Genomic DNA, 17,920 nt, shown 5'->3' with positions numbered 1-17,920 from the left:
TCTGAACATCTTATTTGACCAGTTCCAGTGATTCACACATAATAAAAGAAATAACATTGACTCTGAAAGGACTGACACATGAGCAAATTCACTGAACTCCTTCACAAACAAAAAAACGTTCAAAAGCCAGCGGTCCAAGAACGAATCCGCCTTCTTCACGATTTGAAAACAGCCATTAAACATCATGAAAAAGACATTTTACAAGCCTTAGCCCATGATTTACATAAATCCGAACAGGAAGCATACACAACAGAGATTGGAATGGTATATGAAGAAATCAATCATACCGTCAAACATCTGCACAAGTGGGCCAAGCCATCCCGAGCGAAAACACCTCTGACCCATATTGGATCGAAAAGCATGATCATCAAGGAACCGTACGGAAGTGTTCTCATTATTGCCCCTTGGAACTATCCTTTCCAATTGGCCCTTTCTCCATTAGTTGGAGCCATTTCTGCGGGTAATGCCGTCACATTAAAACCATCAGAATTAACGCCGCAAGTTTCCAAAGTGATTGGTACAATTGTGGAACGTGTGTTTAAAGAAGATCTTGCAGCGGTTGTTGAAGGCGGTGTAGATGTCAGTACAGAGCTGCTGAAGCTGCCCTTTGATTATATTTTCTTCACCGGCAGTGTGGCGGTCGGCAAAGTCGTCATGGAAGCCGCCGCAAAGCATCTAACACCTGTGACACTTGAGCTTGGCGGAAAAAGTCCTTGCATTGTCATGCCTGATGCAGACATCAAGCTCGCTGCCAAGCGAATCACGTTTGGCAAATTCACCAATGCTGGTCAAACATGCATTGCACCAGACTATTTACTTGTTCATGAATCCATCAAAGAGGACCTTCTGCGGGAGATGGTCACCTGTATCCGTGACTTTTACGGTGAACAACCCGAAACAAATCCGCACTTTGGAAAAAATGTCACCCAGCGTCATTTTGACAGGCTCTCACAATTTCTTTCAAATGGTACGATTGTGACGGGTGGACAGCGCAATGAACAAGAGCTTAAAATCGCACCGACCATTTTAGATCACATCACATGGGAAGACCCCGTGATGCAGGAGGAAATTTTCGGACCTATTTTGCCTGTCATGACATTTGATTCCCTGCATGAGGCCACTGACATGGTCAAGGCTAGACCAAAGCCGCTCGCCCTTTACTTATTTACAACAAGTAAAGAAACAGAAGCATATGTCCTAGACAACCTCTCGTTTGGCGGAGGCTGCATCAATGACACGCTGATGCATGTGGCCACCCCTTACTTGCCATTTGGAGGCGTCGGTGAAAGCGGCATGGGACGATATCATGGAAAGGAAAGCTTTTTCACCTTTACGCATGAAAAAAGTGTCCTGCGCCAGACCAATCGCTTCGATTTTTCCTTCCGTTATCCAAATGCGAAAAACGGACTCGAGATTGTCCGCAAATTTTTAAAATAAACAGGACGAAGGGGCTCTCCCCTCGTCCTATTTTCATTCGATATCCTTGATACACCAGTTGATCTCATCAAGCCCTATTTGCTTTAAATACGCATTTGCTTGTGAAAAAGGCCGGCTGCCAAAAAATCCGTTTCTCGCAGAAAAAGGACTTGGATGAGGTGATTCAATGATGTAATGCTTGCCTTGATCAATGCGTTCTTTTTTATTTTGAGCATGTCTGCCCCATAAGACAAAGACGACTGGCTGATCTCGCTCATTCAGCACATCAATGACACGGTCTGTCACACGTTCCCAGCCCTTGCCTTTATGCGAATTCGCTTCACCTTTTCTGACAGTTAACACAGTGTTTAACAGCAGTACACCCTGCTCTGCCCAGCTGACAAGTGAGCCATGATTTGGAACAGGACAGCCGAGATCATCCTTTAGCTCCTGAAAAATATTTCTCAAAGATGGCGGGTGTTTGACTCCAGGCTGAACAGAAAAGCTTAATCCATGGGCCTGTCCTGGGCCATGATAAGGGTCTTGTCCCAAAATCACCACCTTCACGTCTTCATATGGCGTCAAATGAAGGGCACGATAAATGTCATCTGGCTTTGGAAAGACCGTCTGTGTGCGATATTCATGCTTCACCCACTCACGTAATTGCTGATAGTACGGCTGTTCAAACTCACTCTTCATCAAAGTCCACCAGCTATCATTTAAAAAAGGCTTCATTGCAGTTCTCCTCCTTCTGTCTGAAGCTGTGCCAGTCTTGAGATCATCGGTTTTCCATCCCATACTATGTCACTCTCTGATTCTCTTTTTTTCATCGCTGGTTCTTCTAATAGGACAGCAAAGTTCGCTGTCGGCAGATCACCCAACTGGTGCTTTTCACTCAAGTCATCTAAGTAGTTCTTTCTTGTTTCACCGAGATCACTAGACTGATTGCCACCCCCATCAAAGAACGCATAGATTACACTCGCTACAGGCACCCGTTTGACTCGTGCATGCTGCGTGACCCGCAAGAAAAAGTCCCAATCCCAGTAATGATGCATGGCTGGATCAAAATAACCGATTTCATCATGGATGCGGCGTTTATACATACTGCCAGAAGGGACATATGTAGAAAAGACACGCATATCCTCAATATCCGCTGTATAAGCAAACAAACGTCTTGATACCGGAAAACGGGTCGCCCCTCTTTCTTCAAACGAAACAATTTCTGCATCAGAAAAAACAAAATCGGCGTCTTCCAGCGCCTTGCTCATACGTTCAATATGACAAGGTGTAAAATAATCATCGTCGTCACTCAGCATAATGACGTCACCTGTCAGCTCCCGCACTCCAACATTTCTTGCGTTCACATGCTGGACATTCTCATCTAAATGAATCAAGCGGATTGGCAGCTCTGGATAGAGTTCTTGAATGACATCCACCCGCTCTCCTGCATCATTTACAACGACAATTTCAAAAGGCTGTACGCTTTGTCTCGAGATGGATTCAAGCAGCTCACACAATGCGCCCAGCCGGTTATGTGTCACAATTAATAAAGAAATCTTCATATCGGCCTAACTCCTTTAATAGATTCGTCTTTTTCATTAAAACATAAATCGGCTTTCTTCTCATGATATAAAAGGCGGTTTGATTTGACGAGAAAATGGGAATTTTTGATGAAAAGGAGTGATGACGATGGAATATTTCACGGTTGAGAATAGTCAAGAAGCAAAACAGATCATCGAACATATACAGTCAGCAAAGGACGATGTCTTTGTCTTTGCGTACGATCCAGAACGCTCTGATACCGTAACAGAATATACAGATGCCAAAAGCATGACAGCTGTCGATCAAGGGATTTTAGATCAAATCGCCAATGTCATTCGCACCCGGGATGATGAGCTCATGGCCAAAATGATGTCGACCGGCGCCGATCAGGAGTTAGCCTTAACACTTTTAGAGGAGCTGAAAAAAGGGAAATTGGTGATTTGTAAAAGATAAGTTCCTCGAAGAGTGGATCGCTTTTTTATGCCGTTTCATTGTGATAAATGGAAAAGCTGATTATAATAAGGGTTAGTACAGTAACTGTTACACATCACATTGGAGGTTCAGCAACTATGTCTATGAATAAAGCTCTCACCATCGCAGGTTCGGATTCAAGCGGCGGTGCAGGTATCCAAGCAGATTTAAAAACGTTTCAAGAAAAAAACGTCTACGGGATGACAGCTTTAACCGTTGTCGTTGCCATGGATCCTCATCACAATTGGGATCATCAGGTGTTTCCAATCGATACGGCAACCATTCGTGCGCAGCTTTCTACCATTGTAGAAGGCATTGGTGTAGATGCGCTGAAAACAGGCATGCTGCCAACGGTTGACGTCATTGAACTTGCAGCTGAAACGATCAAAAAATATGATTTAAAAAATGTCGTCATTGATCCTGTCATGGTTTGTAAGGGTGCGAACGAAGTCCTGTACCCTGAGCACGCTGAAGCACTGCGCGAAATGCTCGCCCCACTGGCAACCGTCATCACACCGAACCTTTTCGAAGCAGGTCAATTAAGTGGAATCGGTGAAATCAAAACGATTGAACAAATGGAAGAAGCAGCAAAACGAATCCATGAACTTGGTGCAAAGTATGTGGTCATCACTGGCGGCGGTAAGCTAAGCCAAGATAAAGCGATTGATTTGCTTTATGATGGACAAACCTTCGAACGCCTTGAATCTGATAAGATCGACACAGAGTACACACACGGCGCAGGCTGCACATTCTCAGCAGCAGTCACAGCTGAACTAGCGAACGGTTCAGACGTGAAAGAAGCCATTTATGCAGCAAAAGAATTCATCACAGCTGCCATCAAGGGCTCTTTCCAACTAAACGAATACATCGGACCGACGAAACATTCCGCACATCGTTTTGACAAATAAAACAGCAAAAACCGATTCGCCTTGTTGGGTGAATCGGTTTTTTTTGTTTATCGAAAGCTTAGTCGCTGTGCAAATAACCAATCTGTTAAGCCTGGCGTTTCATATGCAGGCGTCCATGATGCATGATCATATCCATACTTGCTGGCATACTCCGTGTAAAGCGGATGACCACCAGCTTTTTGAATGGCTTGGATTGTGTTTCTTGCATAACTGACAGGTATAATGGAATCATCTTCTGCATGAAATGCCCATATTGGCTTGTGCGCTAGAATTCCAGCCTTGCTTGGATCTGCACCTCCAGCAATCGGAATCATCGCTGCAAACAAACGAGGATATGTGATGTTCAACTGATACGAGCCAAATCCGCCCTGTGATAAACCAGTCGAATAAATCCTTTTTTGATCAATCCGATAAGAAGCTATCACGTGCTGAAGAACTTCATAAGCTTTGCGTAAATCTGGTGAGAATTGAAACACATTTGTCAGATCGATTTCATTTTGTGAATTTCTTGTTAATGCAAATCCTCCATCGACAGCATTTCGCGCCTGGGGTGCTAGTACGTACGAAGGATGTTTCCTTTGGACTTCAGGAGAAGCCCATAAAACTGCACCATCATTTGCAAGTAACTGCTTTTGATTATCTGTTCCTCTCTCCCCGCCTCCATGTAAGAACAGAACGAGAGGATAGGATTTACCCTGCTTACGGTCTTTCGGAATATACAGTCGATAAGGCATTCCTTCATATTCAAAAGATAAAAAAGATGAGGCAATGTCCTCTCGTGTGACAAAACGATAATTGTACGTAGACGTGGCAAGGTGTTTTTTATTTTTATAAACGCTTACCTTCAAAGTCGTATCGCTATCTATATGAATAGGCTTATTATATAACTGACTTTGGGCTGTCGGCTGGCTACCATCTGTTGTGTAATAAAGAGAAGCCTTTCGCACTGGAGAATGCAGAGTCACCTCTTGTGACCGATAATATTCACCAGACGGTACTGAGGCAGTAGGTTTAAAAAATGACGTGTGTTGAGTTCGGGCAGATGAAACGGAAGGATAGAGAAAACTCATTGAAAATAGGAAAATAATAAAGGTGATCAGATATTTCTTCGTTGTATGATTCATTTTATGGTCCTCCTGTATGTGCTCATACGAATTTTTATTTATTTTGTACGATATCAAAAGAAATGTCAACGCTTTCATTTATTTTCCTGAATCCTCGGACTAAAATAAAAAAGCATACTCGCTTACGAGTACACTCTTTTACGATACATCAATCCCTACTTTTGCTGATCGGATTCTTTCGCCATTTTTCGAATAAAGGCTTCAATGGATTCAACAAATAAGGCATATTCTTTCATTTGTTTATACGTATCTGACAGCTTCTCTTTTAATTCTTCCTGCTCTAGAGAAGGTTCACCGAGAATAGATTGGACTTGAATCAGCAATTCTTTATATTCTTCACGTTTATCTTCAACATGATCTGCCATTGTCTCCAAGCGTTTTCTAGTCGTCGGCTGCTGTTTTGAATTCAAGTAAACAACCCCTTTTTTGTCCTACCGCATTTGGATAAACGTCAGCCTCAGCTGTATATATTTTAAAATGATATCATAATTCAACCTGTTATCATATATGTAAAACGTCATCAAACCGCTCCCCGTCACCTGAGTGAGCCCTTGATTTAACACTCTATAGGTTCTAAGATTCAGGCTGATCTCACTAGAAAAAAGCAGATCAATGACCTGCTTTTGTTTGTAAATGCCACGTCTTCAGTTTAAGCTTCGTTTCATTTCTGCCACTTATCGAGATTGATTTATTTCCCGGGGAAGGAAAGTAACGTGAGGTAAATACTTCCCGGCCTCCGTTTACAAAAATCTCAATGGATGATGCATCAATAAAGATATGCAGATCCCGTAATTCCTTCATTTCTACTTCACGAACTTCCTTTGTTCGATCTTCAAATCGATCTCTCTCTAACGTCAGTTTCCCCTCATCTTTATCATAAATGATACGGGCAGCTGCACGAATACAGCATTCAAATCCTTTTTGTGTTTCAATCTGATCAATCAATATCTCGGCTCTCGTAATATCTTGTACAGGAATGGAATGAACGGAGCGCTTAATGTGAAAAACATGTTCTTGTTCATTTGTCCGCATGGATTGCAGTTCACTTACTGGCTTTTGAATTAGACGTCCCTCATCATCTAAACGAAGCTCTCTTGGAATCGTCAAACAATGGATCCATTGATAAGAGATTGTCGGATGATGCTCTTCTCCTTGATCGGGCACACCCATCCATCCCATTAAAATACGCCTGCCTGATTCATCTTGAAAGGTCTGCTGCGCATAAAAGTCAAAGCCGCGATCCAGCTCCTCAAACGCTCCATGTGTATATTGGTAGGAGCTATCATCTAATGTACCAACAAAATAACCAGATTGATGTGTATTGTGGTATTTTAATCCGTCAGGCTCCAGTCCCTGTGGTGACACGATCAATACATCCCGGCCGTCTAATTCAAACAAATCTGGGCATTCCCACATATATCCGAAATTGCCTAATCCGTTCTTTCCACTGCCTGCAATAATGCCCTGAAACGTCCAATTGTCTAATGTATCAGCTGTGAATAATACAAGATGTCCTTTAAGGTCTTCGCTTTGTGCACCCAGGACCATATACCACTGACCATTTCTCTTCCACACCTTCGGGTCACGAAAATGTGCGGTAAATCCTTCTGGCAAAGTCGCCACGACACCCTTTTTGTGAAAATGAATCCCATCCTCTGAAACAGCTAAACATTGATAGGTCTCACGATTCCCTTGCTCATCACGCACATTTCCGGTATACATCACATACATACGTCCATCATCAATGACTGCACTTCCAGAATAACAGCCATTTTGATCAAACCAATCACTTGGCGTGAGAGCAGCTTCTTCATGCTTCCAATTCACTAGATCGGTAGATGTGTAGTGACCCCAAAATTTTGCACCGTGACCTGTTTTAAATGGCTGCCACTGATAAAACACATGGTAGACTCCCTTCCACTGAATCAATCCATTCGGGTCATTTAAAAGACCGACTGGCGGCATCAAATGAAAATGCTGGCGGTACACGTCTTTTTTCACCAAATGCTCATAGTTTCGAATACGGTCTGCTACCTTTTGACGAAGTGCTGCGTCAGTAGTTGTCATGACTGTGACCACTCCTTGATCATTTTTCGACTTCTTTTACTTTAAAGATGATGGTAAGAATAAATGAAACAGCAACAGCTATTAACATACCAATAACATAATTTACCACATTTTGTAAACCTAATGGAGCTGCAATCGCAATCATCGGAATACCCGTTAAGCCATAAGCGTTGGCTGCGACTTTCGTAAAGACGACAAACGCTCCACCTAATGCGCCTCCAATCATTGCCGCAATAAACGGCTTACGATAACGAAGGTTCACACCGAATATGACTGGCTCCGTAATACCTAAGAAAGCAGAAAATGCCGCTGGGAGAGCAATTTCTTTCGTTTTCGCACGCTTTGCTAAGAAAAAGACAGCTAATCCTGCCCCGCCTTGAGCAACGTTGGACATTGCCCAAATCGGTAGCAAATAGTTACGTCCGATATCATTCAGCAGTCCTGCCTCAATGGCATGGAAGCTGTGGTGAACCCCTGTCAGTACAATTAACGAGTAGGTTCCTCCGAAAATGAGTCCTGCTAAAAATCCTGCATGATCATAAACATATGTGAGGGCATTCGAGATTCCAGTACCGAGTATTCTTCCTAGCGGTCCCACAGCAATAAACGTCACAAATCCAGTCACAATCACCGTCACAAACGGAGTCACCAGTAAATCAATACTGTTTGGCACTACTTTTCTCAAATTCTTTTCAATCAGACACATGATATACACAGTCAACAACACTGGAATGACTGTTCCTTGATAACCAAGAAGCGCAATATCAAAATTGAATAAATGCATATATTCTGGTTTCGCCTCTGTCAGTCCCCATGGGTTCAGCAGGTTCGGGTGAATCATGATTCCCCCAATGACAGCCCCTAAATATGGGTTTCCACCAAACTCTTTCGCTGCACTGACCCCAATTAAAATCGGTAATATGATAAAGGCAGCACTTGAAAACATATCAAGCATTTGGAAGATCGCAGAGCTTGGATCAGCCCAGTTGAAGGCTTTCATCATGCCTAAAAGACCCATTAATAGACCGCTTGCAACAATTGCCGGAATGATCGGCACAAAAATATTCGATAGCGTCTTAGCAAAACGTGCAAGTGGATTCATTTTTTGTTTCACTGCTTCATCATGGCTGACAGGCTTTTGATTCTCGTCGTCTGTCTCAAGACCGGTCTCACGAGCAAATGGCTCATATACCTTGTTGACAGATCCAGTTCCAAATATAATCTGGAATTGACCCGAGCTTGAGAAGGCACCCTTCACACCATCAAGCTCTTCAATGGCCTCTTTGTCGATCAAATCCTCATCTTTCATCACCAATCTGAGTCGTGTGGCACAATGCGTTGCACTGATGATATTTTCTTTCCCACCTAATAATGTTGTTAATTCTTTGGCTGTTTTTTGATAATCCATGTTGTCTCCCCCTTTTTAAAATCAAAAAAGACCTAAAATTCACCAACGATCAAAGGACATACACGTCCCCTCGTTACGCAAATTTTAGGTCTTGCCTGCCTGACAGTCACAATCCCACGATATTGAATTTTGATTACGCTTTCATCATAGTATAAGAGTACGACCTTCGTCAACCTATTTTTCCGAATCAAATGACCCATATACACTAAGAAGAGTAGTGTGCATAAAAAAAAGCCTGCGGACAGGCACAACCATTAAACCAATTCGGCATCCTGCAGACGCTGGACATGCAGCGTGATGTAGCCGATCTCCGATTCAGGGAGATGAAGTCCATATTCATTTTTCAGAAAATCAGCAAGTCCAAGCGCACACTGGTAAGCTGAATCATACTTTGTTTGGATAAACATCAGCATATCATCGTCCATGATTTGAAATGCTTCATTCGATTCCAACCTGCCTAACGCATACCTCAAATGTGTCACAAGCCGCTGATAAGAAATACTGTCTTCAGCAATCGAGCGCTCAAAATCGCGCTCAATATACTCGATCATTTCTTTGATCATCGTTGTGTATTTAACCGTCTTCTTCATGGACTCCGTATTCATTTTGGCCGTATGAATATGAAGAGCCACATATCCTGCCTCATCGTCCGGCAGGTCAACCCCAAGCCGCTCCTTTACATAACGAATCGCATACTTTCCAATCTCATATTCCTGCTTATATAAGACTTTGATCTCACCAAGCAATTTATTATATAAGACAATGCCTTTTTGAACGCGTTCAATGGCAAAGGATAAATGATCTGTCAGTGATATGTGGATATGATCACTGAGCGGCATCATGAGTTCACCCTCTGCATAACTGATAATATGCTCTGCCACCTCAATATGCGCTTCTGGCAATGTCGCAAGAATTTGCTTAAATTTCTCATTTTCTTCACGCACAACAAAAATTTTCTCTATTTTTTGAACGGGAACGACGTCATTTTTCCCCTTCTGAAATGCAATTCCGGGTCCCATCACAATTTTCTCCTGATCACCCTCCTTTACAACCACTGCATTATTATTCAAGATTTTATATATCTTCAAGGGGTATCCTCTCCCACCAGATAACGTTTCTTATGTGGGATTTTACCCTGTTTCAACTTTTCTGTAAAGGTAAGAGCGGACCAGCACGCGCCTCTCTCGTTGTCTTTTCATAAAGCATCATCAGACTTTCCTGAAACTTCCGCTCGATCCTGCGCTTCTTCTTGTTTTCCTCTGCCAGTTTCTCTTGCTGTCTCCCTCTAACCGTTTGAAAGAATCCCACATCCACAGCGGCTACTTTACATCCTTGCTGCTTCATCATGACACCAGGATTCACAAGCACATTCATCATGAAACCAAACCATACACTGAACCAGTTCTTCCATTTCTTCACTGAACATTCCCTCCACTTTTCTTAGAATCTAGCAGCTCTAGCAAAATAACTGCTCCTATCATATCCCGAGAAAAGAGAGAGGTTTGTCACAATCTGGGTGAAAAAACGAACTAGTTTTCAGAAGTTTTGTTGAAAAGTGCAGAAGATCATCATGTTCCAATGAAAATATTATACACACACTATCCCAAAGATAAACACATCTTATCAACAGGGTTTATCCACATATCAACACCCTCTCACTAGATTTTGTGTATGTGATTTTTTTATATTCCATATATATATCCGAATAATCAAGTTATCAACAGATCATTGTGTATAAGTGAGACTTTATAAACAAAATAGTTCTTTATGACTATGTAAAATAAGACCATTTTAGTAAAGGGATTGGGTTCATCATATTGAATACTTAATAACGGGCAGTGAATCTTTCCTATTTATCCACAAAAAGAAAGGCTATCTCCCTAAATACACAGCTAGAAAGGGGAAAATTAATTGAAAAAAGTAATCTCTCGTTCTTCTGTTCTATTGTTCTCCACTATTTTTACCTTATCCACATTCTTTTCAGGTCAACAGGCTGCTGCCGCTCCATCAAACAAACAGGTGGAACTGGAAAAAGCAGAAATCTTCGGCGAAATCAATGTCAACTCTAGAAAACAAACCACTGTCATTGTTGAATTAAAAGAAAAATCCTTAGTTGAAGCCAAACAAGAAGGCGAAGCACAAACGAAAGCCTCTCTTAAAAAATCTCGAACAAAAGTTAAGAATGCAGCACTCAAAAAGCTAGATAAAGCGAGTGTTCGTCAAGAATATGAAAAAGTCTTCTCTGGTTTTTCGATGAAACTTCCTGCAAACGAAATTCCGAAGCTGCTCGCAGTGGATGGAGTGAAAGCCGTTTACCCGGATGTTACATATAAAACAGATGAAGTGAAAAAGGAAAGCGTCCAGCTTCCAAATGAAGATGTCTCTCCACTGATGGATAAAAGCGCTCCATTTATCGGTGCACCAAAAGCTTGGGATGCCGGTTACTCTGGAAAAGGGGTAAAAGTCGCTGTCATTGATACTGGAGTAGACTATAACCACCCTGATTTAAAAGGAAACTTCGGTTTATACAAAGGCTATGACTTTGTCGATCATGATTATTCTCCACAAGAAACACCTAAAGGAGATCCTAGAGGCGAATCTACAGATCACGGCACACACGTTGCAGGAACGATTGCAGCAAACGGGAAAATGAAAGGTGTCGCAAAAGATGCCACCCTCCTTGCATACCGTGTACTTGGACCAGGCGGATCAGGAACAACTGAAAACGTCCTTGCAGGCATCGACCGGGCTGTCACTGACGGAGCAGATGTCATGAACCTGTCTCTTGGAAACAGTGTGAATAACCCTGATTATGCAACAAGCATTGCACTTGATTGGGCTATGTCTGAAGGCGTTGTCGCTGTTACATCAAATGGAAACAGCGGGCCGAACAGCTGGACGGTTGGCTCTCCTGGAACATCAAGAGATGCTATTTCTGTCGGAGCAACTCAGCTTCCGTACAGTCTATACAATGTAAAATTCCCGAACTATTCAACGGCAAAAATCATGGGCTACTATCAAGAAAGTGATTTAAAGGCACTTGATCAAAAGCAAGTCACACTTGTCCCAGCAGGAATCGGTGACGAAAAAGCATTTGAAAACATCGATGTCAAAGGAAAGGTTGCGGTGATTGAACGTGGAGCCATCGCCTTTGTGGATAAAGTGGACAATGCAAAAGCCGCTGGTGCGATCGGCGTTGTGATGTATAACAATGTAGATGGAGAAATTCCTGTGGATGTACCAGGTCTTGCTCTACCTACGATTAAGCTTTCAAAAGCGGAAGGAACAGCGCTTGTTAAAGCCATTGAGGCTGGAAACAATACAACGACGTTCTCCATTCAATTTGTGAAAGAACTAAGTGAGCAGGTAGCCGACTTCTCATCCCGTGGACCTGTTGTGGATACTTGGATGATCAAACCAGATCTCTCAGCACCTGGCGTGAGTATTGTCAGTACAATTCCGACACACGATCCTTCTCAGCCATACGGATATGGTTCTAAGCAAGGAACAAGCATGGCATCTCCACATGTGGCAGGAGTGGCAGCGATTATCAAACAAGCAAAACCATCGTATTCTACGGAACAAATCAAAGCATTGATGATGAATACAGCGGAAAAACTGTTTGACCCAAATGGCAGCCCGTTCCCTCATAACACTCAGGGAACAGGCAGTGTTCGAATCATCGAATCACTCCAAGCGTCTTCTATCGTTTCTGATGCCAGCTATTCGTACGGCACTTTCTTAAAAGAAAAAGGCGTTCAAATCAAAACGAAGACATTCAAGGTACAAAACCTTTCAAAAGCACCGAAAACCTATACCATTGATTACACATTCGATGGCACCGGCATCAGCACAAACGGAACGAAAAAAATCACAGTCAAAGGCAATTCCACTGGCTCCTTTACTTCCGCGGTACAAGTGAATTATGGAAAAACGAAAAAAGGAACGTATCAAGGCAGTATCACAATTCGAGAAAATGGCAGAAAGGTCACTGAAATCCCAACATTATTGATTGTAAAAGAACCGGATTATCCGCGCGTTACTTCTGTTTCAGTAGAGCCGGATAATCGTGCTGGAAGCTATGTGATTAGCAGCTATCTTCCAGGCGGTGCTGAAAACCTTGCATTCCTCGTCTACTCGACAGATGGAGAATATTTAGGTGAAGCAGGTGTTTATCAACATGTTGATAAAGGAGAGCAGCGCTTGAAATGGAATGGCACGATCAATCAAGGTCAAAAGCTAGCAGCTGGTGAGTATACAATGCTTGCGTATGCGAGCCTGAAAGGCAAATCAGATACGGTTCAAACGAGAGAACCGTTTGACATTTATCCTGAATAAACAAGAATCACATAAAAAGCCTTGTATGAGCACATCAGCTCAACAAGGCTTTTCTATCATATATGGAGGAAAGAGTTATTCATGTTGATATTGCTATGGACCGTTTCTTTTTTGACTGCTTTTTTTCTGACGATCACCTTGGTTTACTTTTTTACCTTTTTACTCGCAAAACAGCCTCGTCCTTTTCAAAAAGCATGTGAGCTGACTGTCTATGTCACCTGTATATATCCGCTTAGCTTGGCGGTGACAGCTGCCTTTATTCTCATCATGATACTCCTCTACCCCTTTTACTGGCTGCGCGGACGGTAAATATACATACGTTACGCTTGAAAAGCTTCCTTTAATAAACGATACGAAGTCAAACGGTCTTCTATATCATGTGTGATGGTCACAGCGATCACTTCATCTGTACGATAAGCCTTTGCAAGTGCTGTCAGCTGCTGTTTCACAGAGGATGGGGTTCCAACGACCATCCTCTTTCGATTGGCTGCTACTCGTTTTTGTTCATATGGACTGTAGGGATATGCCTGCGCTTCTTCATATGAAGGGAATCCGCCAAGATTCTGACCTTGCTCATTGGCTAATAATGATAAATCTAAGCTGATAGCCAGTTTTTCTGCATGCTCCTCAGTTTCTGCACATAAAACGAAGACCGCAAGACTGACGCGCGGCTGATCACCAAATACTGAAGGTTCAAATCGGTTGATATACTGCCTCACAGAGTCTTCTCCGCCTTCACCATTAATAAACAGAGCAAACGTATAGCCTGCACCTGCTTTTGCGGCAAGCCGAGCACTTCCTCCAGAGGAACCAAGCATCCATACCTCTGGTGCGGTTTCTACCTTCGGAGAAGCGGTCAGATGAGGCAACGGATAAAATTCATCGGCTAAATCATGTAAATAAACTTTCAATTCTTCTACCTGCTCAGGATATTGATCACCAAGGCGCTTGCGTTCACCATGATGAAGGGCAATGGAGGAGATTGGCATGCCTCCAGGGGCACGTCCAATACCAAGATCAATTCTGCCCGGAGCCAATGCTTCGAGCACTCTGAAGTTCTCTGCTACTTTATAGGCACTGTAGTGGGGAAGCATGACGCCGCCAGAGCCAATACGTATATGTGACGTAACGGCTGATAAATGGCCGAGAAGCACCTCTGGACTCGATCCTGCGAGCCGGTTTGAAAAATGATGCTCAGATACCCAAAATCGGTGATAGCCCCATGTTTCCGCCTGCTTCGCCAGCTCAACTGTCTGCCTCAGCGCCTCTGCAGGCGTCGCATCTCCAATCAAAGGAGATTGATCCAGTATACTTAATTTCATGATGTTGCACCTCTTACAGAAATCCCCCTCTCTCATCGAAAGGGGGAAGTTCTATTTATTTTCGATTAAAACCCTTCTCTTTCACAAAATCTCCGAGGTAGGTACGTTTTGGCTGGCTGAAGCCTCGCAGCATCTGCTCAGACCAAGTATCTTTTCTTTCGCCGTTTGTTCGTTCTTCATAATATGCTGAAATGCGTTCATCATACTCTTTTAAATAACGATCCATATGTGCTTCATCTTGCTGATATGAGTTTTCATGATAAATCAGCTCAGCTGGCAGTCGTTCCTTTTGTGACGATGGATTGGCAGGATGCCCGACAGCCAAACCAAATAACGGCAGTACGTAGGCAGGTGTTTCAAGTAATTCAGACACTTCCTTCAGCTGATTACGCAGTCCGCCAATATAGCAGATACCAAGTCCCATTGATTCTGCGGCAACACTGAGATTTTGCGCAGCCAACGCCGCATCAATCACACTGATGAGGAAGGCTTCCGTATTCTCAAATGCTTCCTGATGGTTCTTCCCTGCTTTTTGCGCAAGATAATCGTGGCGTTTCAAATCTGCACAGAAGACAAAGAAATGCCCATTCTTCTCAACGTATGGCTGATTTCCGGCAAGTTTAGCAAGCTTGGCCTTCTTCTCCTGATCTGTTACACCAATGATGCTATACGCCTGCACATAGCTGGATGTGGATGCCGCTTGTGCACTTTTGACAAGTGTCAGCACCTCGTCCTTTGTCAGACGCTCGTCTGTAAACGAACGGATGGACCGATGATTTAATATGGTTTCTATCGTTTGATTCACTTCGAAGACCTCCTTCACTCCTACTATCATAAGACAAAGTGATATTGCTTTTCAAAAGTTAGACACGCACAAAAAAGAGCAGTCTCTGCTTAGACTGCCCTTTACCCGCTTTACTTAAATAAATAACTTTGATATTTCGTTAATTGAACACTTGCGTTATATACGATACCAAACCCAATTAAAACAGATACGACAGAGCTTCCTCCAAAACTGATAAACAGGAGCGGAATCCCTGTTACAGGCATGACGCCGATGTTCATCCCAATGTTCTGGAACGTATGAATCACAATCAGTGCTGTATATCCTACACAGAAGAATGACGCAAATCGGCTATAAGGATGGATACGATCAATCAGCACGACAAGCCGGTAAATCAGGAAGAAGAACATGATCACAACAAACGCACAGCCGACAAAGCCAAAGGCTTCTCCTATAATAGAGAAAATCATATCTGTCTGTGCCTCTGGGACATATACTTTCAAGTTTTTAATGCCGTTCCCAAAGATTTGTCCAGACCCAATAGCCATAATGGCTCTATCAACCTGAAACTTGTCACTACTTGTAGCATCTTGTGTCTGCGCTTGGTTATCTGAAGTAGAACTATCAGGCAGCCAAGCGGTAATCCGGTTGATCTGATACTGCTGAATCCCCATTTTTTGTGCGAAATCAGGAAATAGGATGATGACGGCTAACACAGCAGCCACTAAGAGTACAACCACTGAACCGAGGAGAGAGATCAATTTCCAATTGACCCCTGATAAAAATACCATGACGATGACAATAAACATACATACCGCAGCCGTCCCTGCATCCTGCAAAAAGATGAGCCCAACTGGTACAGCAGACACCCCAGCGATTTTTAAAAGAAGAAAAATATCATCTTCTAATGTCCGTTTACCTCTTGGGGTTGCCTTCCCAATGACAGATGCGAGCATCATAATCAATCCAATTTTCATGAACTCTGAAGGCTGAAGTGTTCCAATACCCGGTAACACAAACCAGCTTTTTGCACCATTTTTAATTGGTGCAAAATCATGACCTGCAATTTGTGCAGGAGCGATTTTCAGAAAGATTAATAGCATAATGCCGCCTATAAAAATATATAAGCTCAGCTTTTCTAATTGTTCAAGGTCAAAGTAATTAATAGCCACAATACATATGACCCCGACCATGTAGTAAATGATCTGTCTGGTCCATGCGTTAGAACCATACTGTCCAAACTGACCCGCAGCATATATGGCAATAACACTGATGGCAAAGAAGGCTAAAAATATAAAAATCAAATCTCCCTGATAGTAAGGAGATGTATTCTGCTTGTTCATGAACTAACCACCCTTATTACAAAACATAAAAGCCCTTATTTATATTAGATTGAAATTTTCACAAAAGCAACTCACCTTAAATATGACGGAAGATACATCCTAAAGGTTCCATTCAATTTTCAAAAAGTGAAATACTTTTCATTCTAACAATAGGAAAAAATTCCTTTTCACTCTATTAATTCAGCCGATCACAAGTCCTTTAAAAAGATTATTTTACAGATTTTAAGGGGAAAATTCAATGACTTATGTGGCGATATGAAAAGCTAACATCATACCAGCATAAGTTTTACTGAGGTATAAGAAAAAACCATTTTCTACGGAATAAGGCCCATTTTCCAATTATTGAGTTTACAACAATGTCAATTGTGGTATAATAATTGTAACAAAATGTTCACAATATCTCCTAAAAACAGACACAATTGCATCCTGACCTCTCATTTGACTTGAACATCAACTTACAAAGGAGTTGGATACGATGGATATGTTCTTTGCGTACCTATGTATTGCAACGGCTACACCCCTGTTTTTATGGTTAGAAAACAGAAAGATTGCATTAGCTTCTATTCCACCAATTATGATTATGTGGATTTTCTTCGGTCTTTATATGACAAGCAGCTTATCTCCAACAGGACATACCTTCATGATCGCATTCTTTGCCATTAACGTCATTTTGGCTCACATTGCAGCGTTCCTCATCTATGGACTTCCATTCATTCGCAAAAGATTCAGCAGCAGATAGTTATCACACCACCAATTGGAAGCGTTATCACAACCATCATAAAAACCACTCATCTTTGATGATGAGTGGTTTTTTATTAATGACCTGAATGCTCAGACTGCTTTGGCGCAGACGGTGAATATCCGTCTTTGCTGTTTTCCCCGTGGCTGTAGTGAGCCGCGAAGATCCAAACAGATCCGATGACGAAAATAATCGCACAGAATAGGCCAAACAATGTATTTCCGACTTGAACAGTCCCGTTCTCGCTCTCTGTCATGTGCATGAACATGAACAGCTGCAAGAATGCTTGAATGAATGCAAAACCAAAGATGATCCATAGCTTTGCGGTACTGCCAATTTCAGCTCCAATGGCAATCCAAAATGCTAAGATCGTTAGCACAATAGATAGAACGAAGCCGACTACATGTTTCCAAGGGAAGTGTTCGTGCTCTGCTGAGGAATGTGTTTTTCCAGCCATA

At 42.5% G+C, this 17,920-nt stretch carries 18 protein-coding genes; 6 read left to right on the top strand and 12 right to left on the bottom strand.

Annotation, left to right across the window (positions count from 1 at the left end; genetic code table 11):
• The first annotated feature begins 78 nt into the window (after positions 1 to 78).
• Positions 79 to 1,437, top strand: coding sequence for an aldehyde dehydrogenase (locus BK049_RS09700; RefSeq protein ID WP_071168393.1), 1,359 nt, complete (start codon positions 79 to 81; stop codon positions 1,435 to 1,437).
• Positions 1,438 to 1,470: 33 nt separating this feature from the next.
• On the opposite strand, the gene BK049_RS09695 is transcribed toward BK049_RS09700, so the two are convergent.
• Positions 1,471 to 2,151: a uracil-DNA glycosylase gene (locus BK049_RS09695; protein ID WP_008360976.1), complete on the bottom strand. Its 681-nt coding sequence runs from the start codon at positions 2,149 to 2,151 to the stop codon at positions 1,471 to 1,473.
• A complete protein-coding gene (locus BK049_RS09690; protein WP_008360978.1) occupies positions 2,148 to 2,978 on the bottom strand; it encodes a glycosyltransferase family 2 protein in 831 nt (276 codons plus the stop codon). Before BK049_RS09690 ends, BK049_RS09695 begins: the two co-directional genes overlap by 4 nt.
• 127 nt (positions 2,979 to 3,105) lie before the next feature.
• Here BK049_RS09690 and BK049_RS09685 point away from each other — a divergent pair, with 127 nt between their 5' ends.
• A complete protein-coding gene (locus tag BK049_RS09685) occupies positions 3,106 to 3,411 on the top strand; it encodes a general stress protein (RefSeq protein ID WP_008360980.1) in 306 nt (101 codons plus the stop codon).
• Positions 3,412 to 3,527: 116 nt separating this feature from the next.
• Positions 3,528 to 4,337, top strand: coding sequence for a bifunctional hydroxymethylpyrimidine kinase/phosphomethylpyrimidine kinase (locus BK049_RS09680; protein WP_008359592.1), 810 nt, complete (start codon positions 3,528 to 3,530; stop codon positions 4,335 to 4,337).
• Positions 4,338 to 4,384: 47 nt separating this feature from the next.
• Here BK049_RS09680 and BK049_RS09675 read toward each other — a convergent pair whose 3' ends face one another.
• The 6 genes from BK049_RS09675 to BK049_RS09650 form a co-directional block, all read right to left on the bottom strand.
• Positions 4,385 to 5,461: a chitobiase/beta-hexosaminidase C-terminal domain-containing protein gene (locus BK049_RS09675; RefSeq protein WP_071168392.1), complete on the bottom strand. Its 1,077-nt coding sequence runs from the start codon at positions 5,459 to 5,461 to the stop codon at positions 4,385 to 4,387.
• 155 nt (positions 5,462 to 5,616) lie between these two features.
• Complete coding sequence (locus BK049_RS09670; protein ID WP_008359596.1) at positions 5,617 to 5,871, bottom strand: hypothetical protein; 255 nt, start codon at positions 5,869 to 5,871, stop codon at positions 5,617 to 5,619.
• A gap of 199 nt (positions 5,872 to 6,070) precedes the next feature.
• Entirely contained in the window at positions 6,071 to 7,528 is a 1,458-nt protein-coding gene (locus BK049_RS09665) for a glycoside hydrolase family 32 protein (RefSeq protein WP_071168391.1), read from the bottom strand.
• Between the two features lie 19 nt (positions 7,529 to 7,547).
• Positions 7,548 to 8,936: a sucrose-specific PTS transporter subunit IIBC gene (locus BK049_RS09660; protein WP_008359600.1), complete on the bottom strand. Its 1,389-nt coding sequence runs from the start codon at positions 8,934 to 8,936 to the stop codon at positions 7,548 to 7,550.
• Between the two features lie 254 nt (positions 8,937 to 9,190).
• Positions 9,191 to 10,024 carry a PRD domain-containing protein gene (locus tag BK049_RS09655; protein WP_008359601.1) on the bottom strand — a complete coding sequence of 278 codons (834 nt, stop codon included), beginning with the start codon at positions 10,022 to 10,024 and terminating at the stop codon, positions 9,191 to 9,193.
• A gap of 52 nt (positions 10,025 to 10,076) precedes the next feature.
• A complete protein-coding gene (locus tag BK049_RS09650) occupies positions 10,077 to 10,355 on the bottom strand; it encodes a hypothetical protein (protein ID WP_008359603.1) in 279 nt (92 codons plus the stop codon).
• Positions 10,356 to 10,847: 492 nt separating this feature from the next.
• Between BK049_RS09650 and BK049_RS09645 the strand changes: the two genes are divergently transcribed.
• Together BK049_RS09645 and BK049_RS09640 are read left to right on the top strand one after the other, a co-directional pair.
• A complete protein-coding gene (locus tag BK049_RS09645; protein ID WP_071168390.1) occupies positions 10,848 to 13,274 on the top strand; it encodes a S8 family peptidase in 2,427 nt (808 codons plus the stop codon).
• Between the two features lie 81 nt (positions 13,275 to 13,355).
• Complete coding sequence (locus tag BK049_RS09640) at positions 13,356 to 13,583, top strand: hypothetical protein (protein WP_071168389.1); 228 nt, start codon at positions 13,356 to 13,358, stop codon at positions 13,581 to 13,583.
• Positions 13,584 to 13,594: 11 nt separating this feature from the next.
• On the opposite strand, the gene BK049_RS09635 is transcribed toward BK049_RS09640, so the two are convergent.
• The 3 genes from BK049_RS09635 to BK049_RS09625 form a co-directional block, all read right to left on the bottom strand.
• The gene (locus BK049_RS09635; RefSeq protein WP_083381108.1) at positions 13,595 to 14,596 is read right to left on the bottom strand and encodes an LLM class flavin-dependent oxidoreductase; all 1,002 of its coding nucleotides are present in this window, start codon (positions 14,594 to 14,596) and stop codon (positions 13,595 to 13,597) included.
• Positions 14,597 to 14,651: 55 nt separating this feature from the next.
• Positions 14,652 to 15,401, bottom strand: coding sequence for an oxygen-insensitive NADPH nitroreductase (gene nfsA / locus BK049_RS09630; RefSeq protein ID WP_071168388.1), 750 nt, complete (start codon positions 15,399 to 15,401; stop codon positions 14,652 to 14,654).
• Between the two features lie 110 nt (positions 15,402 to 15,511).
• Positions 15,512 to 16,723, bottom strand: coding sequence for an FtsW/RodA/SpoVE family cell cycle protein (locus BK049_RS09625; RefSeq protein ID WP_008359611.1), 1,212 nt, complete (start codon positions 16,721 to 16,723; stop codon positions 15,512 to 15,514).
• Positions 16,724 to 17,198: 475 nt separating this feature from the next.
• Here BK049_RS09625 and BK049_RS09620 point away from each other — a divergent pair, with 475 nt between their 5' ends.
• Positions 17,199 to 17,462, top strand: a complete 264-nt coding sequence (locus BK049_RS09620) for a spore morphogenesis/germination protein YwcE (protein WP_008359613.1) — start codon at positions 17,199 to 17,201, stop codon at positions 17,460 to 17,462.
• A 76-nt stretch (positions 17,463 to 17,538) separates the two neighbouring features.
• Here the strand turns inward: BK049_RS09620 and qoxD are convergent, their stop codons facing one another.
• Complete coding sequence (qoxD, locus tag BK049_RS09615; RefSeq protein ID WP_008359615.1) at positions 17,539 to 17,919, bottom strand: cytochrome aa3 quinol oxidase subunit IV; 381 nt, start codon at positions 17,917 to 17,919, stop codon at positions 17,539 to 17,541.
• Position 17,920: the final 1 nt, after the last annotated feature.

It is taken from the genome of Bacillus xiamenensis (genome assembly GCF_001857925.1).
GTDB classification, from domain to species: Bacteria; Bacillota; Bacilli; order Bacillales; family Bacillaceae; genus Bacillus; species Bacillus xiamenensis.
Note: the sequence above shows the minus strand (reverse complement) of the source record. Positions and strands in the feature narration are given on the sequence as shown.